Source organism: Paenibacillus lycopersici (assembly GCF_010119935.1).
Lineage (GTDB): Bacteria > Bacillota > Bacilli > Paenibacillales > Paenibacillaceae > Paenibacillus_Z > Paenibacillus_Z lycopersici.
The window spans coordinates 4584572-4607177 of record NZ_CP048209.1 but is presented as its reverse complement, the minus strand read 5'-3'; the positions used below and the strand labels follow the sequence as shown (position 1 = coordinate 4607177).

16 protein-coding genes are annotated in these 22606 nt (G+C 59.4%); all 16 read left to right on the top strand.

Annotated features, from left to right (window positions below):
• Positions 1–53: 53 nt before the first annotated feature.
• Positions 54–1175 carry a flavodoxin-dependent (E)-4-hydroxy-3-methylbut-2-enyl-diphosphate synthase gene (gene ispG / locus GXP70_RS20370; protein ID WP_162358529.1) on the top strand — a complete coding sequence of 374 codons (1122 nt, stop codon included), beginning with the start codon at positions 54–56 and terminating at the stop codon, positions 1173–1175.
• 190 nt (positions 1176–1365) lie between these two features.
• Entirely contained in the window at positions 1366–3072 is a 1707-nt protein-coding gene (gene lonB, locus GXP70_RS20365; RefSeq protein WP_162358528.1) for an ATP-dependent protease LonB, read from the top strand.
• A gap of 87 nt (positions 3073–3159) precedes the next feature.
• Positions 3160–5514 carry an endopeptidase La gene (lon, locus tag GXP70_RS20360; protein ID WP_162358527.1) on the top strand — a complete coding sequence of 785 codons (2355 nt, stop codon included), beginning with the start codon at positions 3160–3162 and terminating at the stop codon, positions 5512–5514.
• An 18-nt stretch (positions 5515–5532) separates the two neighbouring features.
• Complete coding sequence (yihA, locus tag GXP70_RS20355) at positions 5533–6162, top strand: ribosome biogenesis GTP-binding protein YihA/YsxC (RefSeq protein WP_162358526.1); 630 nt, start codon at positions 5533–5535, stop codon at positions 6160–6162.
• A gap of 168 nt (positions 6163–6330) precedes the next feature.
• Positions 6331–6921, top strand: a complete 591-nt coding sequence (locus GXP70_RS20350) for a non-ribosomal peptide synthetase module (protein ID WP_162358525.1) — start codon at positions 6331–6333, stop codon at positions 6919–6921.
• Between the two features lie 332 nt (positions 6922–7253).
• Complete coding sequence (speD, locus tag GXP70_RS20345) at positions 7254–7652, top strand: adenosylmethionine decarboxylase (RefSeq protein ID WP_162358524.1); 399 nt, start codon at positions 7254–7256, stop codon at positions 7650–7652.
• A gap of 186 nt (positions 7653–7838) precedes the next feature.
• Positions 7839–9209 (top strand): glutamyl-tRNA reductase, encoded by a 1371-nt coding sequence (gene hemA, locus GXP70_RS20340; RefSeq protein WP_162358523.1) that lies wholly within the window; start codon positions 7839–7841, stop codon positions 9207–9209.
• Between the two features lie 97 nt (positions 9210–9306).
• Complete coding sequence (locus GXP70_RS20335) at positions 9307–10125, top strand: cytochrome C assembly family protein (RefSeq protein ID WP_162358522.1); 819 nt, start codon at positions 9307–9309, stop codon at positions 10123–10125.
• A 31-nt stretch (positions 10126–10156) separates the two neighbouring features.
• Positions 10157–10825, top strand: a complete 669-nt coding sequence (locus GXP70_RS20330) for a precorrin-2 dehydrogenase/sirohydrochlorin ferrochelatase family protein (RefSeq protein ID WP_162358521.1) — start codon at positions 10157–10159, stop codon at positions 10823–10825.
• Positions 10826–10837: 12 nt separating this feature from the next.
• On the top strand, positions 10838–11800 hold the full coding sequence (gene hemC / locus GXP70_RS20325) for a hydroxymethylbilane synthase (protein ID WP_162360581.1): 963 nt from the start codon (positions 10838–10840) through the stop codon (positions 11798–11800).
• Complete coding sequence (cobA, locus tag GXP70_RS20320) at positions 11797–13380, top strand: uroporphyrinogen-III C-methyltransferase (RefSeq protein ID WP_162358520.1); 1584 nt, start codon at positions 11797–11799, stop codon at positions 13378–13380. The genes hemC and cobA overlap by 4 nt, the downstream gene beginning before the upstream one ends.
• Before the next feature lie 2 nt (positions 13381–13382).
• Positions 13383–14378, top strand: a complete 996-nt coding sequence (gene hemB, locus GXP70_RS20315; RefSeq protein WP_162358519.1) for a porphobilinogen synthase — start codon at positions 13383–13385, stop codon at positions 14376–14378.
• Between the two features lie 79 nt (positions 14379–14457).
• A complete protein-coding gene (gene hemL, locus GXP70_RS20310; protein WP_192043376.1) occupies positions 14458–15759 on the top strand; it encodes a glutamate-1-semialdehyde 2,1-aminomutase in 1302 nt (433 codons plus the stop codon).
• A gap of 74 nt (positions 15760–15833) precedes the next feature.
• Positions 15834–16901 (top strand): RluA family pseudouridine synthase, encoded by a 1068-nt coding sequence (locus GXP70_RS20305; protein WP_162358518.1) that lies wholly within the window; start codon positions 15834–15836, stop codon positions 16899–16901.
• Between the two features lie 191 nt (positions 16902–17092).
• The gene (locus tag GXP70_RS20300; protein WP_162358517.1) at positions 17093–18595 is read left to right on the top strand and encodes a LysM peptidoglycan-binding domain-containing protein; all 1503 of its coding nucleotides are present in this window, start codon (positions 17093–17095) and stop codon (positions 18593–18595) included.
• A gap of 1349 nt (positions 18596–19944) precedes the next feature.
• Positions 19945–22605, top strand: coding sequence for a valine--tRNA ligase (locus tag GXP70_RS20295; protein WP_162358516.1), 2661 nt, complete (start codon positions 19945–19947; stop codon positions 22603–22605).
• Position 22606 lies beyond the last annotated feature (1 nt).

Here is a 22606-nt window from a genome sequence, read left to right as displayed (position 1 = left end):
GTTCTGGCGGCTTGCAGGGGTGGACTTTGACGTTCATGGGAGAGGTTATAATCATGTATTTGCGCAAGGATACGGTTCCGGTCAAGGTCGGTCCGCTGACGATCGGCGGCAGTGACGAAGTGATCATTCAGAGCATGTGCACGACCAAGACGGCGGATGTCGAAGCGACGGTCGCCGAAATCTTGCGTCTGGAAGAAGCCGGGTGCCAAATCGTCCGCGTGACCGTGAACAACAAGGAAGCGGCGGAAGCGATTAAGGAAATCAAGAAACGGATTCATATTCCGCTTGTCGCGGATATTCATTTCGATTACCGCCTTGCGCTTGCGGCGATCGAGAACGGCGTCGATAAAGTCCGGATCAATCCCGGCAATATCGGCCGCCGCGAGAAAGTCGAGGCGGTCGTCAAAGCGTGCAAGGAGAAGAACATTCCGATTCGGATCGGCGTGAACGCCGGCTCGCTGGAGAACCATCTGCTCGAGAAGTACGGCTATCCGACGCCGGAAGCGATGGTCGAGAGCGCGCTCTTCCATATCGGCATCCTGGAGGAGCTCGACTTCCATGACATCATCGTCTCCTTGAAGGCGTCCGACGTGCCGATGGCCATCGCGGCTTACCGCATGGCTGCCGAACAAATCCGTTACCCGCTGCATCTCGGCATCACGGAAGCGGGCACGCTGCACACCGGGACGATCAAGAGCTCGGCGGGCATCGGCGCGCTGCTGGCGATGGGCATCGGCAACACGGTGCGGATCAGCTTGAGCGCCGATCCGGTCGAGGAAGTCAAAGTCGCGCGCGAGCTGCTGAAGACGTTCGGCCTGATCACGAACGCGGCGACGCTCGTCTCCTGTCCGACATGCGGACGGCTCGATATCGACCTGTTCTCGATCGCGAACGAGGTCGAGGAATACATCAGCAGGATCAAGGTGCCGATCAAGGTATCGGTGCTGGGCTGCGCGGTGAACGGACCGGGAGAAGCGCGCGAAGCGGACATCGGCATAGCCGGCGCCCGCGGGGAAGGCATGCTGTTCCGCTACGGGGAGATGATCCGTAAAGTGCCGGAAGCGGAGCTGCTGTCCGAGCTGAAGAAAGAAATCGACGAAATCGTGCGCGTGTTCGAGGCGACCGGTGAAATTCCGGGGCGCAAGCATCAGCCAGGCGCGCCGGCGACCGCGTAGGAAAGACATTCAAACCATAGCTGCGGGCACTTAACGAAATCATGCGCAATTTCATTAAGTTCCTGCATAACGCGATTATTCCATCCGGCCGGGGGCAATACTGAACAGTATACGCCCTATAGTGGCCGGATTTTTTTAAGTTCGGGACGAACGGCAAAGCCGTCTCCTGCGACGAGAGGAGTAATCGCATATGAGTTTGAGTGTGATTCTGATGTTCATTCAAGTGTTTTTTGCGATCGTGATCGGTCTGTACTTCTGGAATCTGCTGCGCAATCAGAAGACGAACCGGACGGCCGTGGACCGGGAGTCGCGCAAGGAAATGGATAAGCTGCGCAAGCTGCGCTCCGTGACCTTGACGAAGCCGTTGTCGGAGAAGACGCGTCCGCAGACGATCAACGATATCGTCGGTCAACGGGACGGCCTTAAGGCGCTGAAAGCCGCGCTGTGCAGCGCCAATCCGCAGCATGTGATCATCTACGGGCCGCCGGGCGTCGGCAAGACGGCAGCCGCGCGCGTCGTGCTGGAAGAGGCGAAGAAGAATCCGACCTCGCCGTTCCTGATCGATGCCAAATTCACCGAGATCGACGCGACGACCGCCCGTTTCGATGAGCGCGGTATTGCCGATCCGCTGATCGGCTCCGTGCACGATCCGATCTACCAAGGCGCCGGCGCGATGGGCGTTGCGGGCATTCCGCAGCCGAAGCCGGGCGCGGTAACGAAAGCGCATGGCGGCATGCTCTTCATTGACGAAATCGGTGAATTGCATCCGATCCAGATGAATAAATTGTTAAAGGTGCTGGAAGACCGCAAGGTGTACCTGGAGAGCGCCTATTATAATTCGGAAGACAACAACATTCCGATGTACATTCACGATATTTTTCAGAACGGGCTTCCCGCGGACTTCAGGCTCGTAGGCGCAACGACGCGTTCGCCGCAAGAGCTGCCGCCGGCGCTTCGCTCGCGCTGTATGGAAATTTATTTCCGGCCGCTGCTGCCGGAAGAAATCTCGCAAATCGCCGTCAACGCGCTGAAGAAAATCGGTCTGCCTCCGTCGCAGGAAGCGGTCGACGTCGTGACGCGCTACGCGACGAACGGCCGCGAAGCGGTCAACGTCATTCAACTCGCCGCGGGCCTCGCGCTCTCGGAGAAACGGGAGTCCATCACGGCCGCGGACGTCGAATGGGTCGTCAACAGCAGTCAAATTCCGCCGCGTCCGGACCGTAAGGTGCCCGGAGCGCCGCAGGTCGGTTTCGTTAACGGGCTTGCCGTCTACGGACCGAATATGGGGACGCTGCTGGAAATCGAAGTCAGCGCGATCGGCGCGCGTCCGGGGAAAGGCGTCTACACCATCACGGGCGTCGTGGACGAAGAAGAGCTCGGCGGCGGCAGCAGCCGGACGCTTCGGCGCAAAAGCATGGCGAAGGGCTCCATCGAGAACGTGCTTACGGTACTGCGCAGAATGGGTATGAAACCAGAGAACTACGATTTGCATATCAACTTCCCCGGCGGAACGCCGATCGACGGACCGTCCGCGGGCATCGCGATGGCGACGGCGATCGCATCCGCGATCAAAGGCGAACCGATCGACAACAAGCTTGCGATGACCGGCGAGATGGGCATCCACGGCAACGTGAAGCCGGTCGGCGGCGTGCTGGCGAAGGTCGAGGCCGCATTCCAGGCGGGGGCGGACACCGTCATCATCCCGCGCGAGAACTGGCAGGCGATTTTCACCGATCTGCAGGGCGTTCGCGTCATTCCGGTCGATCATGTCGAGGAAGTATTCCGTCATGTGTTCGGAGCGGAGTACATGGAGTCGCCGGCAGCGTCGCCGGTTCAGGCGCCGGACGTCTTCATCGCTTCGAGCCTGCCTTATTTGCAGGCGGATTCCGTTGAGTGATAAAATGGGGGAAGGCTTTAAGAGTTAAGGCCGGGATTTTCGGTCACGATAGGGTGAACGGGAAACTTCAACGACGGAGGTGCTGGAATGGGACCTGCTAAATGGAAAGGTCGTCGATTGCCCCTGCTGCCCTTGAGGGGGCTTCTTGTATATCCAAGCATGGTGCTGCACTTGGATGTCGGCCGCGACAAATCGGTGCGCGCGCTGGACCGCGCCATGCTGGACGATCATATGATCCTGCTGTGCTCGCAGTCGGAAGTGAACATCGAGGAACCGACCCAGGAAGATATTTACCGCGTCGGTACGGTGGCAAGAGTGAGGCAGATGCTGAAATTGCCTAACGGCACGATCCGCGTGCTCGTGGAAGGCGTCGTTCGCGCCGAGGTTGTCGATTACTTGCCGAACGACGACTTCTACGAAGTCAACATCAAGGAGCTGCCGGAATCCGAGACGACGGATCCCGAGATCGACGCGCTCATGCGGACCGTGTTGAATCAGTTCGAGCACTACATCAATTTGTCGAAGAAAGTGACGCCGGAGACGCTTGCGGCCGTGTCCGATATCGACGAGCCCGGCCGGCTCGCGGACGTCATCTCGAGCCATCTGTCGCTCAAAATCAAGGATAAGCAGGACATCCTCGAAACGATCGATGTCCGGGAGCGCCTGGAACGGCTGCTCGACATCCTGAACAACGAGCGCGAAGTGCTGGAGCTGGAGCGCAAAATCAGCCAGCGCGTCAAGAAACAGATGGAGAAGACGCAGAAGGAATATTATTTGCGCGAGCAAATGAAAGCCATCCAGAAGGAGCTCGGAGAGAAGGAAGGACGAGCCGGCGAAGTGGAGGAGCTTCGCACCCAGATGGCCGAATCCGGCATTCCGGAGAAGGTCAGGGAGAAGGTCGAGAAGGAAATCGACCGGCTGGAGAAGATGCCATCCACGTCCGCCGAAGGCGGCGTCATCCGCAATTATATCGATTGGTTACTATCTCTTCCTTGGAATCACCAAACCGAGGACGATCTGGACGTGAACAAGGCCGAAGGCATTCTGAACGAGGATCATTACGGCCTCGAGAAGCCGAAGGAGCGGGTGCTCGAATACTTGGCGGTGCAGCAGCTCGTGAAGAAGCTGAAAGGACCGATTCTGTGCCTGGTCGGGCCTCCCGGCGTCGGCAAAACGTCCATGGCCCGTTCCATCGCCAAGTCGCTCGGCCGCCAGTTCGTCCGCGTGTCGCTCGGCGGCGTGCGCGACGAGGCGGAGATCCGCGGTCATCGCCGCACGTACGTCGGCGCGATGCCGGGCCGCATCATTCAAGGGATGAAGACGGCGGGCTCGCTCAATCCGGTCTTCCTGCTGGACGAAATCGACAAGATGGCGATGGATTTCCGCGGCGATCCGGCATCCGCCTTGCTGGAGGTGCTCGATCCGGAGCAGAACAACACGTTCAGCGATCACTTCATCGAAGTGCCGTTCGACCTGTCCAAGGTCATGTTCATCACGACGGCGAACGCGATTCACAACATTCCGCGCCCGCTGCTCGACCGGATGGAAGTGCTGTACATTCCGGGCTATACGGAGCTGGAGAAGCTCCAAATCGCGTCCCGCTACCTGCTGCCGAAGCAGAAGCGCGAACACGGCCTGCAGGAAGAGCAAATGCAAATGGCCGAAAGCAGCCTGCTGCAGGTAATTCGGGAATACACGCGCGAATCCGGCGTCCGCAATCTCGAGCAGCAGATCGCCTCGCTGTGCCGGAAAGCCGCGCGGGCGATCGTCACGGAAGCGGGGACGGAATCGATCGAGGTCGACTCGGCGAAGGTGAAGGAATGGCTCGGGCCGGCGAAGTTCCGTTACGGCACGGCCGAGGCCGAGAATCAGGTCGGCGCCGTTACGGGTCTCGCCTGGACGGAAGTCGGCGGCGATACGCTTGTCATCGAAGTGACGGTTCTGCCGGGCAGCGGCAAGCTGACGCTGACGGGCAAGCTCGGCGACGTCATGAAAGAATCGGCGCAGGCCGCGTTCAGCTACACGCGTTCGCGGGCGAACGAGCTCGGCATCGATCCGCAGTTCCATGAGAAGAACGACATCCATATCCATATTCCCGAAGGCGCCATTCCGAAAGACGGTCCGTCCGCCGGCATCACGATGGCGACGGCGCTCATCTCCGCGCTGACGAACCGTTACGTGAACAAGGAAGTGGCGATGACCGGCGAAATCACCCTTCGCGGACGCGTGCTGCCGATCGGCGGCTTGAAGGAGAAATCGCTCGCCGCGCACCGGGCAGGCATCAAGAAAGTGCTGATGCCGAAAGACAACGAGCGCGATCTACGCGACATTCCGGACAGCGTCAGGGCCGATATGGAATTCGTGCCGGTCGCCACGATGGATGAGGTGCTGCGGCACGCGCTTGCCGGCACGTCAGCGCCGGCGCCGGTAGAGACGCATTAGAAAGCAGGTTATGAAGACGTGAAAATAATGAACGCAGAATTTATCATCAGCGCCGTAAGGCCGGATCAATATCCGGACGATGCCTTGCCAGAGTTTGCTCTGGCAGGGCGTTCTAATGTCGGGAAATCGTCGCTCATCAATCGGATGATCAACCGCAAGAACTTGGCGCGCACCAGCTCTCAGCCCGGCAAGACGCAGCAGCTCAACTACTACCGCGTTAACGACAGCGTCTATTTGGTCGATTTCCCCGGCTACGGGTATGCGAAGGTGTCCAAGGTACAGCGCCAGCAATTCGGAACGATGATCGAAACGTTCCTCAGCGACCGCGAGCCGCTTCGCATGGTGCTGCTCATCGTCGATATCCGGCATGCGCCGTCCAAGGACGATATTCTGATGTACGATTGGCTGAAACACTACGAAATTCCGGTCTGCGTCGTCACGACGAAGGCGGACAAAGTGCCGAAGAGCCAATGGCCGAAGCAGGTGAAGATGATCAAGCAGGAGCTTAGCTTCCATCCCGAAGACCGCCATGTCCTGTTCTCGTCCGAGACGGGGCTTGGCAGAGAAGAGCTGTGGGACCTCATCAACGAGGTCATTGAACAAACGAACGAAGAAGCGGAAGAAACCGAAGAAGTTTCAATCGAATAGCGAGGATAACGCAAGAAAGCACGGACTCATCGTAAAATCTCCTTAATTATTCTGAAATATGCGAGAATATCGCGGCTGGGCGGCAGGAATAAAAAACCTCAATCGAGTATAATATAGCTAAGCAGTGAATTTACAAATGCCTTACTTTAAAGAATTGAGGAGATTTTTATGGCTCAGCGGATAGCCACAGAGTATGTCAATGCTTCTCTGCAATTAACGGCTGAAGAGATGGCGGGATTTGTCCGGTTCTTCGAAGACCAGCACGTCAAGCATCAAGTGCGCGTACTCGATAACGGCAATCACGAGATGGTTCTCGAGGACGACGCAGGACGAGAAGAGGTCCGCTTAACTTTCGAGCGTCAGCAAGACCGGTTTGTGAGCTTGCTTTCCTGCCGCATCATGCATCCGAAATTGACGAACGCCATGCGCAAAGCCGTTGCCGCTTTCCGGGGTGACGCCGTCGTCAATCGCATCTATCCGACGTATACGATGACCTATCATTACGTTCAAGGCAATGTTCGCAAAATTGTCGAGAATAAGAACAGTGAAGCGAAGGTGATTTTCGAGTTCAAGGACACGATGGGCCAGCTTGAAGCGGCGTTTCGTGCCATGAGCGTTGAGAACCAAATCAAAGTCGTGCAGGGAGCGATCGATCAACTGCTTGATCTGCGCAACCAATGCAGCAACCGCGCGCATACCGCTATTATCGATGAACGTTTAGCTTCCTATACGAGACAGCTGTTCATGCTTGAAGCATGATTCGCAGCATGTCCGCATCCATTAACCAAAGCCGCATGCGTTGCGGCTTTTTTTATTGCGTTCATCGAGGTGGACGAACACAATAAGCGCTGCGGCAACATACGCTTATAACTGGAGTTCGCAGATTGTTCTCCATCGTTTCGGGCCCAAAAAAAACTGTTGCAATTCTACGCAATAGATGGTATTTTTATTTTCGTTGCAATGAATAGGAACCAGGATTCACTCAGGACATGGTAATGTTGCGAGAGGAAAGTCCCTCGGGCAGTGAATGACGTAGGTCCTAGCGGATGAAATTACTAAACATTTTATTCCTAGGAAGGGGGAACCGAAAGATGGAATACTCGACTTTCGGAAGACACGTTGCTGTTGATGCTTGGGGTGTGGATTTTGAGCTGATCAACAACGCGGAATTTTTACAAGCCCAAATGGTAGAGGCGGCAGAAGCTTGCGGCGCTACCGTACTCTCAGTGCAAGCCAAACAGTTTGAGCCACAAGGCGCAACCGTGCTCGTGCTGTTGTCTGAAAGTCATCTTTCCATTCACACGTATCCTGAGAGAGGTTTCGCTGCTCTTGACTGTTATACTTGTGGAGAAACAGTGGATCCGCAGCTCGCGATCGACTACATGATGTCCGTTTTGAAACCGAAAGCAATACATGCTAAGAAGCTTGTTCGCGGCATGGGCGAATTACAAGTCGTTGAACCGGAAATGAAGCAAGTCGAGCTTGTTTAGCATTTCGATATGAATGAATGAATGAATGAATGAATGAATGAAGGCCGCGGCGCTGTCTGCGGTCTTTTTGTATGCATGAAAACGGATGACGTTATTTCAAACAATTTTCATAATTGCAGGGGTACAGGTTGTCGAACTGTGCTATACTAAGTGATGGAAAACGAGATGAAGGGCAGGTGAACGCACATGCACATTATCGTGGTTGGGCTGAATTATCGGACGGCTCCGGTTGAAGTCAGGGAACGCTTTACATTCGCGGACCGGGATTTGCCCGAGGCGCTGAAGCAGCTGAAGCAAACCAAGAGCATTATGGAATGTGTCATTGTCGCGACCTGTAACCGTACGGAGCTTTATGCAGTCGTGGATCGTCCGACGTTGTGCGGACACTACATTCGCAGCTTCATGGAGAAATGGTTCGGAACGCCGAGACAGCAGTTTACCTCGGATCTATATATGTACGAAGACGAAGCCGCAATCGAGCATCTATTCCGCGTTACATGCGGTCTGGATTCCATGGTGATCGGCGAGACGCAAATTCTCGGACAGGTCAAGAACGCGTTCCTGCTGGCGCAGGAGCAGAAGACAACGGGAACGCTCTTCAACTCCATCTTCAAGCAGGCGGTGACGCTTGCGAAGAAAGCCCACTCCGATACGGCGGTCGGCGAAGCGGCGGTATCGGTCAGCTACGCGGCCGTCGAGCTGGGCAAGCGGATCTTCGGCCAGTTCGGAGGCAAGACGGTCATGATCGTCGGCGCGGGCAAAATGAGCGAATTGACGGCGAAGCATCTGTACGCCAGCGGCGTGGAACGCGTCTTCGTCGTGAATCGGACCTATGACCGTGCGGTACAGCTTGCGGATAAATTCAACGGAACGCCGCTTAACATGGCGGATGCCATCGCTCGCCTGCACGAGGCGGATATCGTGATCAGCTCGACGGGCTCCGACGGATTCGTCCTGAATCGCGAGCAGGTGGATGCGGCAATGCGCAGACGGAAGTCCCGTCCGCTGTTCATGATCGATATCGCGGTTCCCCGCGATTTGGACCCGGCTATCGCTTCCGTGGAGAACGTATTCCTGTACGATATCGACGACCTCGAAGGCATCGTCGAAAGCAACATGGAACAGCGCCGCCAGGAAGCGGCGAAGATCGAGACCTTCATCGCGGCCGAGCTGGAAGCTTACCGTCAATGGTACAAGACGCTTGGCGTGGCGCCGCTCATTCAAGCGCTGCAGACGAAAGCTTCGGCCATCCATGCGGAGACGATGGACAGTCTGGCCAACAAGCTGCCGGATTTGAGCGATCGCGAGCTCAAGATCATCCATAAGCTGACGAAGAGCATCGTGAATCAGATGATGCACGATCCGATTCTGAGGATCAAGGAAATGTCCGGCGAGAAGCAGGCGGATCAAGCGATGGACATGTTCGTGAAATTATTCGCGCTGGAGGATGAAGTCGAGCTGGCCGAGCGCAAGGCGGCATCCGCGAAGCCGTCGTCGTCGCGCGCGTCTTCGGAAGCGAAGCCGAAGCTCGGAACGGGCCCGATTCCGGCCTACTGACCTAAATCAGCCTAGGTGGCATAGGCGAGCAGTACCACTCAATACGAAGGGGAAACTCGTATAAGGTACGACCAGCCTGGCGTTAGCGGAGGCGGCTATGGTTACTCATAATTGGTTCTATGATGGAATGCTGTACGTCTACGCCCTGAGCCTCCTGTTTTACTTCTCGGATTTCGTCGATCGAAACCGGCAAGCGAAGCAGGTGGGAATTGGGCTGCTTATTTTCGTCTGGGTGCTGCAGACGGGTTTTCTCGTACATCGGATTATTTCGCACCTGGACATGACGCTTATGACGCTGTTTGAATATTTGCTTGTCTTTTCTTGGCTGCTAATTACGGTATCGTTGGCCATGAGCCGGTTTTTTCGAATGGAATTCATCGTATTCTTCGTCAATGTGTTCGGATTTGCCGTCTTAACGGTCAATTTGTTCCGCATCGGCTCGGGCGCCTCGCTCGCCCGGTGGGAGCTTGCGCATGACATGCTGGTCGTGCACATCGCGCTGATGATTCTCGCGTACACGGCGTTCACGATCAGCGCGATTTTCTCGGGCATGTACTTGTTTCTGTTCGCGCGATTGAAGGGCAAGCAGTGGACGAAACGGATGCAGCGGCTTCCAAGCCTCGATGCGGCGGACCGGTTTATGTTCCGCGTCGCTCTGGTCGGCACGCCGCTGCTGATGCTGTCGCTTGCGGTCGCCGTGACGTCGATTCTTATTGAAGGGCGCTTCGGGCTGCTGCTGGATTGGAAAGTCATCGTATCCTTCATCGCGCTCGGGCTCTACATCTGGAACGTGATGAAGCATCAATGGTTCGACGGCTCGGGCGTGAAATTCGCGCGCTTCAATCTGCTCAGCTACGTCGTGCTGCTGCTCAACGTCTTTACGAACCAAGCGTCCAACTTCCACGGCTGGTCGTAGCGCGGAAGAATCGGGCGGGGGAGGAATGGCTATGACGGCCTATTATCCGATGATGGTGAAGCTGTCGGGCAAACGCTGCATGGTCGTCGGCGGCGGCACGGTGGCGGAACGGAAGGTCGCGGCGCTGCTCGAGGGCGGCGCCGACGACGTTATTGTCGTTGCGCCCCGCGTTACGGATAATCTCGATGCCTGGACTGCAGCGGGGCGCATCGCGCTCCGCCGCAAGGAATATGAACATACGGATAGCGAAGGAGCCTTCCTGCTGATCGCAGCCACGAATGACCGGCGGCTGAACAGCGGGATAGCCGCATATGCGGACCGACAAGGCCGGCTCGTCAATACGGCCGATCTCGGCGACGCGGGGAGCTTCGTCACGCCGTCCGTCGTCAGGCGCGGCGCGCTCGTCATCGCCGTGACGACGGGCGGCGCGAGTCCGGCCTTGACGGCGCTGCTCAAGCGGCGGCTTGCCGGGCAATACGGACCGGCGTACGAGCCATTCGTCGAACGGCTGCATGCGCTGCGCAGACGGGTGCTGGCGGAGGTCGACGACGCCGAGCTGCGCGCAGCCGTCCTGCGGCTTGCGGCCGAGGAGCTTCCGGCGGAAGACGGGCAAGGAACGATCGGCGGCGGCGGGACGGCGGCCGATGCAATCGAGCAATGGATGATCAGGCTGCTGCAAGCGGCCGAGAGGGGACGATGAGGGATGGCATATATGGTAGACGGACGCAGAGTTATCGTCGTCGGAACGCGCCAGAGCGCGCTCGCGACGACGCAAACCGGACAAGTCATTGATCAATTGAAGGCGCTGTGCGCGGAGCATGGGCTGCCGTACGAGTTTGAGATTCGCAAAATCGTGACGAAAGGCGACCGCATTCTGGACGTGACGCTGTCCAAGGTCGGGGGCAAAGGACTGTTCGTCAAAGAAATCGAACAGGCGCTGTTCGATGGCGAAATCGATCTGGCCGTGCACAGCATGAAGGATATGCCGTACGAACTGCCCGAAGGGCTCATGAACGGGGCGGTGCCGAAGCGCGTCGATCCGCGGGACTGTCTGATCACGGCCGAGGGCATCGCGTTCGAGGACCTGCCGCAGGGCGCGAAGGTCGGCACGAGCAGTCTTCGCCGTTCCAGCCAGCTCATGCATGCGCGGCCTGATTTGAAGATCGAGTCGATCCGCGGCAACATCGATTCCCGCATCAAGAAGCTGGAGAGCGAAGGCTTCGACGCCATCGTGCTCGCGGCTGCCGGCTTGCACCGGATGGGCTGGGAGGAGAAGATTTCATCCTTCCTGTCCGAAGCGTTATGCGTGCCTGCGGTCGGCCAAGGAGCGCTCGGCATCGAATGCCGCGTTGACGATGCCGACGTGCGGCAGCTGCTGTCGCTGCTGAACGACGACGCGACGGCGGTGACGGTCGCCGCGGAACGCAGCTTCCTCGGCGCGCTGAACGGCGGCTGCCAAATTCCGATCGGCGCGCACGCCAAGCTGGTTGCGGAAGGCGAACGGGCCGGCGCCGCGCCGCTGATCGAGCTGACGGGCATTGTCGGTTCGGCCGATGGCGCCGTGCTGCTCAAAGAAACGGTTCGCGGCCGCGATCCCGAAGCGCTCGGCATCGAAGCGGCGAACGCGTTGAAAGCCAAAGGAGCGGACCGCATTCTGGCGGACGTGAGAGGATGAGCGATTTGCTAACGGGGAAAAGCAAAGGGAAGGTATACTTGGTCGGCGCGGGACCCGGCGATCCGAAGCTGATCACGCTTCGCGGCCTGGAATGCCTGCAAACTTGCGACGTCGTCGTCTACGACAGGCTGGCAAGTCCGCGTCTGCTGCGGCATTTGAAGCCGGGCGCGGAGAAGATCTACGTCGGCAAGCTGCCTGACCGCCATACGATGAAGCAGGAGGAAATCAACCGGCTGCTCGTCGATTTGGCTTTGCAGGGCAAGATCGTCACCCGTCTCAAGGGCGGCGACCCGACCATATTCGGCCGCGTCGGCGAAGAAGCGGGGCTGCTGCGCCAGCATGACGTCGAATTCGATATCGTGCCGGGCATTACGTCCGCCATCGCCGTGCCGGCCTATGCCGGCATTCCGGTCACCCATCGCGACTTGGCTTCTTCGTTATCGATCATAACCGGACACGAAAGCCCGGACAAGCTGGACGTTTCGATTCATTGGGATAAAGTAACGCTCGCTACGGGCACGCTCGTCTTCCTGATGGGCGTCGCCAAAATCGGCTATATCGCCGAGCAGCTCATCAAGCACGGCAAGCCGGCGTCCACGCCGGTCGCGCTCATCCGCTGGGGCACGCGCGTCGAGCAGCGCACCGTGACGGGGACGCTCGAGACGATCGAAGCGATCGTGAAGGCAGCCGATTTCAAGCCGCCGGCGGTCATCGTCGTCGGCGACGTCGTTCTGCAGCGCGAGAAGCTGAACTGGTACGAGCGCAAGCCGTTGTTCGGCACGCGCGTTCTTGTTACGCGGGCCCGCGCCCAGAGCAGCGAGCTGTGCGCGCGCATCGAAGAGCTCGGCGGCGAGCCGTGCGAGTTCCCGGTCATCGAGACGCGCCCTGCATCGGAGCCGGCGGCGATCGCGGCATTGGAAGCGGCGCTGGCGGATGCCGAAGCGTATGATTGGCTCATGTTCACGAGCGTGAACGGCGTCGATTATTTCTTCGACTGGCTCAAGAAGCTGCGCATCGACATGCGCAGGTTTCATCGCGCGCGCATCGCGGCCGTCGGACCGAAGACCGCGGAAGCGCTGGAGAATCGCGGCCTGATCGTCGATGTTCTGCCGGTGAAGTTCCAGGCCGAAGATCTGCTCGACAGCCTGGCCGGCCATCTGGAGTCGGGACAGCGCGTCCTGCTGCCGCGAGGCGATCTGGGGCGCAAGGTGCTGCCGCGCGAGCTGGAGGCAAGCGGCCTGAAGCCCGTCGAGATCGACGTGTACGAGACGATTCTGGCGCAGTCGCAAGATGAAGACGTGCTGGAGCTGCTGCGCGGCGGGGGCGTGCATGTCATTACGTTCGCCAGCTCGTCGACGGTGACGAATTTGCTGGAGGTGCTGCGCCGGATGGGCGTCGAGCGGCCGGCAGAGCTGCTCCGGGGCATCGACATTGCATGCATTGGCCCGGTTACGGCCAAGACCGCCGCGGAGGCTGGGCTGACCGTTACGATACAACCCGAAGATGCGACCATCGACAAGCTGATCGAGGCAATCGCCGAGTCCCGTCTGGCGCATCGTTATGAACAAGGAGGCGTTTAACGATGGCATTTCCAATTACAAGACACCGCCGGTTGCGCCGGACGGCTGCGATGCGCAGTCTCGTTCGCGAAACGCAGCTGAGCGTAGACGATTTGATTTACCCGCTCTTCATTACGCATGGCACGAACGTGAAGACCGAGATTTCCTCGATGCCGGGCGTGTACCAGGTCTCGATCGATCTGCTGAAGGCCGAAATCGACGCCGTCGCGGCGTCCGGCGTGAAAGCGGTGCTGCTGTTCGGCCTTCCGGCCACCAAGGACGCGGTCGGAACGTCGGCTTTCGTCGAGGACGGCATCGTTCAGCAGGCGACGCGCGCGATCAAGGAATGGGCGCCCGATCTGCTCGTCGTCGCGGATACGTGCTTGTGCGAGTTCACGGATCACGGCCATTGCGGCATGATCCATCACGATCCGCGCACGGGCAATGCCGAAATCGACAACGATTCGTCGCTCGAGCTGCTCGTCAAGACGGCGGTCTCGCAGGCGCAGGCGGGCGCGGACATCATCGCGCCGTCGAACATGATGGACGGCTTCGTCAGCGCGATCCGCGAAGGACTGGATACGGCAGGCTTCGAAATGGTGCCGATCATGTCCTATTCCGTGAAATACGCGTCGGCCTTCTACGGACCGTTCCGCGAGGCCGCGCAATCCGCGCCGCAATTCGGCGACCGCAAATCGTACCAGATGGACCCGGCGAACGCCCGCGAGGCGCTTCGCGAAGCGGAGTCGGACGTGCTCGAGGGCGCCGACATGCTGATGGTCAAGCCCGCGCTCGCTTACATGGATATTATCCGCATGCTGAAGGAACAGTACGATCAGCCGCTCGTGGCTTACAACGTCAGCGCGGAATATTCGATGGTCAAGGCTGCCGCGGCGAACGGCTGGATCGACGAGCGCGCGGTCGTTCTCGAGACGCTGACAGGCATGAAGCGCGCCGGCGCGGATATGATCATTACGTACCACGCGCTCGATGCCGCGCGCTGGCTGCGCGGACAATAATCGCCTTCACGGCCGCAATGACCGAGCCGGGACTCAAGCAAGCATGTCACAATAACAGACAGGCAGGTGTCTATCTACCATGATCGATAAAAATCGCAAACGGTCGGACGAACGTTCCAAAGCCGCTTTCGCCAAAGCGAAAGCGGTGCTGCCGGGCGGCGTCAACTCGCCGGTCCGCGCCTTCAAATCCGTCGGCCTTACCCCGGTATACATGGAACGCGGCGAAGGCTTCCGCATCTACGACATCGACGGCAACAGCTATATCGACTATGTCGCTTCCTGGGGACCGCTCATCATGGGCCATGCGCATCCGGAAGTGATCGAAGCGATCAAGAAGACGGCCGAGAAGGGCACGAGCTTCGGCGCGCCGACCGAGCTCGAAACGCTGATGGCGGAGCTCGTCTGCTCGCGCGTGCCGTCGATCGACGTCGTGCGCATGGTCAACTCCGGCACGGAAGCGACGATGAGCGCGCTGCGCCTTGCGCGCGGATATACGAAGCGCAGCAAAATATTGAAATTCGAAGGCTCGTACCACGGCCATGCCGACAGCCTGCTGATCAAGGCCGGTTCAGGCGTTGCGACGCTTGGCCTGCCGGACAGCCCCGGCGTACCGGAGAACGTCGCATCGCATACGATTACGGTGCCGTATAACGACCTGGAGTCCGTGAAATTCGCGTTCGAACAGTTCGGCGAAGACATCGCCTGCATTATCGTCGAGCCTGTCGCCGGCAACATGGGCGTCGTACCGCCGCTGCCCGGCTTCCTGCAAGGGCTGCGCGACGTGACGGCGCAATACGGCAGCCTGCTTATTTTCGACGAGGTCATGACCGGCTTCCGCGTCAACTTCCATTGCGCGCAAGGGCTGTACGGCATAACGCCGGACCTGACTTGCCTCGGCAAAGTCATCGGCGGCGGCCTGCCGGTCGGCGCGTACGGCGGCAAGCGCGAAATCATGGACATGATCGCGCCGAGCGGCCCGATCTATCAAGCGGGCACGCTGTCGGGCAACCCGCTCGCCATGGCAGCCGGCTATACGACGCTCAGCTTGCTGAAGCCCGAAACGTACGAGCACATGGAGCGGATGGCGACCCGCCTGCAGCTCGGCTTCGAAGCGAACGCCGAGAAGCACGGCATCGCCAGCACGATCAACCGCGTCGGTTCGATGGTATGCCCGTTCTTCACGGATACGCATGTCATCAACTACGAAACGGCCAAGACATCCGACCTGGAGCGGTTCAAGGCGTATTTCGGCTCCATGCTCGACCTCGGAATCAGCATCGCGCCGTCGCAGTTCGAAGGCATGTTCGTATCGGGCATTCACGACGAAGCGGCAATCGACGCGACGATCGAGGCGCATGACGAGGCGCTTCGCCGCCTGTAACGCTCGCGTCGGTTGCGCGCCGGCGTTACCTTAGCGCGCTAACAGCATAACGCAAGTACGGGAGATGAGAGAGCATGATCCATGATCATCACGCGCTGCCCTATGAGCGGGACGGAGAGTGGCTGTCGCTTGCCAGCGAGGACCTGCTTCGTTTCGCCCGTACCGCAGGCGTATCCCCTTCTCCGATCGAGGCCGGGAGCCATCCGCATCATGTGCGGATCTGGCTGCTGGCCCTTGGTTTATTTCCGGAGAAATGGCTGAACCGGCTGTTCTCGGTCGGCGGCATTCGCATGGAGGGCGGCATTATCCGGCTGCGAACGTTCTTGCCCGGCGATCCTGGCCGGGACGCGGTGTACCGCACGGCCCGTGAGGAATTGGCGAGCGGAATCGGGGCAGCGGCGGGAGAAGGGCGAGCAGGAGCGAGGCCGGAGACGGGAGAAGGGACAGCAGCCGGGGCTGGGCCGGCTGCGGGAACAAGGCAGGCAGACGTCCTGTATCAGGACGACTGGTGCCTTGTGATGGACAAGCCGGCGGGCATGCCCGTGCATCCGTCGCAGCCCGGGCAGCGCGGAACGCTGGATGAAGCGGCCGTCCGGCAAGGTTTGCGGCACGGGGACGTTCAGCCGGCGAAGCATATTCACCGGCTGGACGACGATACGGCCGGTCCGGTGCTGTACGCCCGCAACGAGCTGGCGCAGCTGCGGCTGGACGAGGCGATGCGGGAGAAGACGATCGGCAGGCAATACGCCGCCATCGTGCACGGCGTGCCGAAACGCCGGCACGGCACGATCGACGCGCCGATCGGCAAAGACCGGCACCATCGTTCGCGGCGCCGGGTATCGCCGGACGGCGATCATGCGGTGACGCATTACGAGACGGTCGAGGTATATCAGGATGCTTCGCTCGTCCGCGTATGGCTCGAAACGGGGAGAACCCATCAAATCCGCGTACATATGAGCCATATTGGCCATCCGCTCGTCGGCGATACGCTATACGGGGGCCGAGACGCGGTACTGCGGCATCAGGCGCTGCGGGGCGAGCAGCTGACCTTCCGCCATCCGTGGACCGAACGCGAGCTGGCGCTGACGGCGCCGGAGCCCGGCTGGTTCGCCGAAGCGCGCCGCCGTCTTGCATCCCTGTGAAAATCGTAGTCATGCCTGCCCACCTCTTGCCATATAGATAAATAGGCAAGATGAATCGGTCTGCGCCCGAACGCTTGGCGTCCGTCCGTTTCATTCCATAGCAATATAAGCAAAGCATGGCATGCTTATGCTTTCTTGTATTGAACAGCTGCATGGAAGCTTGTTTAGGAGGGGAAAGGAGGGCGACTCACGTGCCAAGCCAGTCAAACGGTTTGCGATTTGATATTTACGAGCGGGTCCATTTGCCAGATGAAGTGGCGGCGATCGACGAGCTGGATGAAATCGAGCTCGTTCCCCGCATTGGCATCGTTCAACAAGACGAGCAGGTACTGTTGAAAGGGCATCTTCTGCTTACGGGGGTCTATCGGTCGGAGGAGCAGCCGCTGGCGGAACAATCGCTGGAGCACTGGATCCCTGTCGAGATCACGCTGCCGCTCAACCGGATTCACCGGTTGGACGACATTTCCGTGGAGATCGACAACTTCGACGTGGATGTGCTGTCGACGAGGACGCTTAACATTACCGGCGTATTGTCGCTGTTCGGCATCGAAATCGATCAGCCGGGCCCGCAGTCGGACTGGCAGCGGGAAGAGCCGTACACGGTCGTGCACAGCAGGGGGGACGAAGGGCCTCCATCCGAGGCGCCGCCGTTTTTCGCCGTTCAGCCGCAGGAGCAGCAGCCGTTCTTCCCGCAGCAGCCGTCGCAGGAACAGCCGTTCTTTGCGACGCCGCCGCAAGAGCAGCCGCCGTTCTGGCAGGCGGAGCGGCCGCGCGAAGCGGAAGAGCAGGATGCGCAGCGCGCGCTAGCCGCCCAAGCGGAGGCGGAAGAAGCCCGCGAGGCGCTCGCGCGCGCGGCCAATGCGAGAGAGCGGGAGCTGCTTGCCTTCGCTCAGCAGGAAACGGCGCGTCAGGAAGCGGCCCGGCAGGAGGAATCCCGCCAAGAAGCGGCGCGTCAAGAAGCCGCGCTGGAAGAATCGGCCCGTCAAGAGGCGGCCCGTCAGGAAGCCGTCCGTCAGGAAGCGGTTCGTCAAGAGGCGGCTCGTCAGGAAGCGGCCCAGCAGGAAGCTGCTCGTGAGGAAGCGGCCGCCCAGCCTGCCCGCGAGGAAACCGTTCCGGCGGCGCAGGACGACGCGTTCCAGGACGTCGAACGCCAGGATATATCGCAGCCGGATGCATTCGTGCCGCAAGCCGAAGCGCAGGCGCCCGCCGCGGAAGCGGCCGTGCCGGATTCCGCGTCAGCCGACCAGCCCGAGCTGGAGCCGTCGGCGCGTCAGCCTTCGTTCGGCGAAGTATCCGTGCCGGAAGCGGAGACGGAGCGCAAGCAGCTTCGCGTCGCGCTGGCCGGGAAGCCTGCCGAGGACGAGGCGGCGCAGCAGGGAGCCGGCAACGTCAGCTTCCGGTCGCTGCTTCAGTCCAGCAGACGCGAGCAGGAAGCCAAGGCCGCGGCCGAACAGCTTGCGGAGCGCGAAGCCGTGCAAAGCCGACGGACGTCGGGCGATGAGATCGAATGGAAAAACCTGCTGCGCCCGAACGAGGAGCATGCGTTCCGCAAAATGCGCATCTGCATCGTGCAGCGCGAGGAGACGCTCGACACGATCGCCGGCCGCTACCAGATGCAGGCGCGCGAGCTCGCGCTGTACAATCGGCTCGGCGATCAAAGCGTCAGCGAAGGCCAAGTGCTGTACATCCCTTAAGCGCTCAAGTCCGGGGGGCTGTCCCATAAGTAAGTCAGGCGGCAGCTCGAGCCGTACAACCGCAAAGACTCAAGATGGGCAGACCTGGCTCTGCATCGTCTTGGGTCTTTTTGCATCGACTGCTGCCATCTTCAGCAGATTGCGGGCGACCGAAAGCCGCTTGCGCCCTGCGATCCGCTTGAACATGATATTACGCGAACGTATTTGGCGATTTTGCCGGGAGGGCAGATGCTCTGTATGCAGGCGCAGGCGCAGATAATGACTTTGATGAGCATTTCGGGGTAAATGGCGTCTCGGCCGCCGGGGTAAGCCTCGGCGAAAATCCTGTCGTTCAAGCGGTCCGCCGCCGCATTGACGACACGAACCAGATGATGGTCAAGCATATCTTCGGGCAGATCCATTGGCTTGTTTTGGGAAACGGACATGAGTTCCTTTATTTGCTCGTATGCATCGATTTTTCGCTCGCTGTCGGACAGGAGATTCGCTATTTCTGCCGATAACCGGGTTTTTGCTGCATTCCGGAGCTATTAACGCATCTTGTGTCCGGTCGCTGCCTCCAAAACGCCGATTTCGATCAATTAGCGGATCCTCTGTCCGTCTGCCTGATGCCCGTTCGCGGAGGAGGTGCACGTCTGATGATGCCTGATGCCCGTGCGGTAACGTTGTCGGCCGCGGGCCACGACCGAACACCTTTTCAACGGTCTGCGGAGGGCGAGGAACCCTGCCCTTAAGAAGAGAGGCTTACCACGGTCATCCAACGATGGCTTATGGGACATCATGAAGAGGCTTCCCAAGGTCATCCAATGATGACTTATGGAACGGCCTTTTTTGCCATGCAGCCTTTTGAATGCTTCCTGACAGCCGCCGCCATTCCCGACTGGAACTATTACGCATTTGCACAAAATACGGCTAAACGCCCATTGGGATTGACGATCGGGAAGCAAAGCGTGTATGATAGAAAAAATAAGGCAATAATGATTTTTAATGACGTTGACGGGGAAGAGTGGCAGGCATACCTTCAGAGAGCGGAACCGATTGCGCTGCGAGGTTCAGCAGGAGCATCCTGTAACTGGTCGCCCCCGAGTCGCTGGAATGAAGCGAGACGATTCGCTTAGTTGCAGCCGGCAGCAGCCGTTATCTGTCACGAAGTTGTCGAATCGGCGCTATCCGCCGTTTCGGAACAAAGGTGGTACCGCGGAAGCCAAAACCTTTCGTCCTTTGCTATAAGGGCGAGAGGTTTATTTTTTTCGCTTTACGGGAAATTTGCCTTATCGATCAGTGATGAATGTCCGGCGGCGCCTCAGTGCGGAAGCCGGGCGAGGACATATTTATTGGAGGTAGGAACTGACATGTCGCAGAAACAAACGATGACTGAAATGCCGACGACCTATGACCCGAAGGCCGCGGAAGCCAAGTGGTATCCTTACTGGATGGACGGCAAATTTTTCGAAGCGGGCAAGCGTCCGGACGCCGAGCCGTACACGATCGTCATTCCGCCGCCGAACGTAACGGGCATGCTGCATATCGGGCATGCGCTCGATTTCACGCTGCAGGATATCCTGATCCGCGCGAAGCGGATGCAGGGCTACGACACGCTGTGGCTCCCGGGCACGGACCATGCCGGCATCGCGACGCAGACGAAGGTCGAACAGAAGCTTCGCGAAGAAGGGCTGTCCCGTTACGACTTGGGCCGAGAGCGGTTTCTGGAGAAGGTATGGGAGTGGAAGGACATCTACGCGTCAACCATTCACGACCAATGGGCCAAAATGGGCTTCTCGCTCGATTACTCGCGCGAACGCTTCACGCTGGACGAAGGGCTGTCCCGCGCGGTTCGCGAAGTGTTCGTCCGTCTCTACGAGAAGGGCCTGATCTACCGCGGCAAGAAAATCATTAACTGGGATCCCGCCGCGCGCACGGCGCTGTCGGATATCGAGGTCGAGCATAAAGAAGTGAACGGCCACCTCTATCACTTGCAATATCCGCTGAAGAACGGTTCCGGCTTCATCACGGTCGCGACGACCCGTCCGGAGACGATGCTCGGCGATACGGCGGTTGCCGTTCATCCGGAAGACGAGCGCTACAAGCACCTGATCGGCGAAATGATCGTGCTGCCGATCATCGGCCGCGAAATTCCGATCATCGGCGATGAATACGTCGAGAAGGAATTCGGTTCCGGCGCGGTAAAAATTACGCCGGCGCATGACCCGAACGACTTCGAGGTCGGCCTTCGCCATCAGCTGCCGCAAATCGTCGTCATGGACGAAAGCGGCACGATGAACGCCGAAGCGGGCCCGTACAATGGCCTCGACCGCGCGGAATGCCGCAAGCGGATCGTTGCCGACATGCAGGCAAGCGGCGTATGCATCAAGATCGAGGACCATGTTCACCAGGTCGGCCACAGCGAGCGCAGCGGCGCGGTCGTCGAGCCGTATTTGTCGACGCAGTGGTTCGTCGACATGAAGCCGCTCGCGGACGCGGCGATCGAAGCGCAGAAGAACGGCAAAGGCGTCAACTTCGTGCCGGACCGCTTCGACAAAACGTATTTGCAATGGATCGAGAACGTACGCGACTGGTGTATTTCCCGCCAGCTCTGGTGGGGCCACCGCATCCCGGCCTGGTATTGCGACGCTTGCGGCGCCATGCATGTCGCGCGCGAAGATCAATCGGCTTGCTCCGCTTGCGGCAGCGAATCGCTCCGCCAGGACGAAGACGTGCTCGACACGTGGTTCAGCTCCGCCCTATGGCCGTTCTCCACGCTCGGCTGGCCGGATCAAACGGAAGATCTGCAGCGCTTCTATCCGACGAACGTACTCGTAACGGGTTACGATATTATCTATTTCTGGGTTGCCCGGATGATCTTCACGGCGATCGAGTTCACGGACGGAATTCCGTTCAAAGACGTCCTGATGCACGGTCTCGTCCGCGACGAGAACGGCAAGAAAATGTCCAAATCGCTCGGCAACGGCGTCGACCCGCTCGACGTTATCGAGCAATACGGGGCGGACGCCATGCGCTACATGATTTCGACGAGCAGCACGCCCGGCCTGGACTTGCGTTTCCGCTGGGAGCGTGTCGAACAGGCGCGCAATTTCGCCAACAAGATCTGGAACGCGTCGCGCTTCGCGCTGATGAACCTGGAAGGCATCTCGGCGGCGGATATCGACATCAGCGTCAAGCTGGGCACGGCCGACCGCTGGATTCTGCATCGTCTGAACGCGACGGTCGCCGACGTCACCCGTCTGATCGACGCGTACGATTTCGGCGAGACGGGCCGCGTCCTGTACAACTTCATCTGGGATGACCTGTGCGACTGGTACATCGAATTCGCGAAGCTGAGCCTGTACGGTCAGGACGCCGGGGCGAAGCGGGCGACGCAGTCGGTGCTCGCCTACGTGCTCGACCGCACGCAGCGTCTGATCCATCCGTTCATGCCGTTCATCAGCGAAGAAATATGGCAGCATCTGCCGCATGAAGGCGAGACGATTACGCTCGCGCCATGGCCGGTCTACGACGCCGCGTTCGAAGCGCCCGACGCCGTCGCCGAGATGGAGCTGCTCATGGAGATGATCCGCTCCGTTCGGAATATCCGCGCGGAAGTGAACGTGCCGATGAGCAAGAAGATCGAGCTGCAGGTGAAACCGTCCGGGGCGAACGAAGCGGCGATCCTTGCCCGCAACGAAGAGTTTATCGTTCGCTTCTGCGGCACGTCGCAGCTGACGATCAGCCTCGACCTGACGGCGCCGGACAAAGCGATGACGGCGATCGTGACCGGCGCGGAGATGTATTTGCCGCTTGCGGGCCTGATCGACATCGCGCAGGAAATCGCCCGGCTGGAGAAAGAGATCCAGCACCTGGAGAGCGAAGTGCAGCGCGTCGAGAAGAAGCTCGGCAACGAAGGCTTCGTAGCCAAAGCGCCGGCGAAGGTCATCGAGGAAGAGAAGGCGAAGATGGCCGATTATGCCGAGAAGCGCGATAAAGTGAGCGCGCGGATCGCGGAATTGAGAGGCTGAG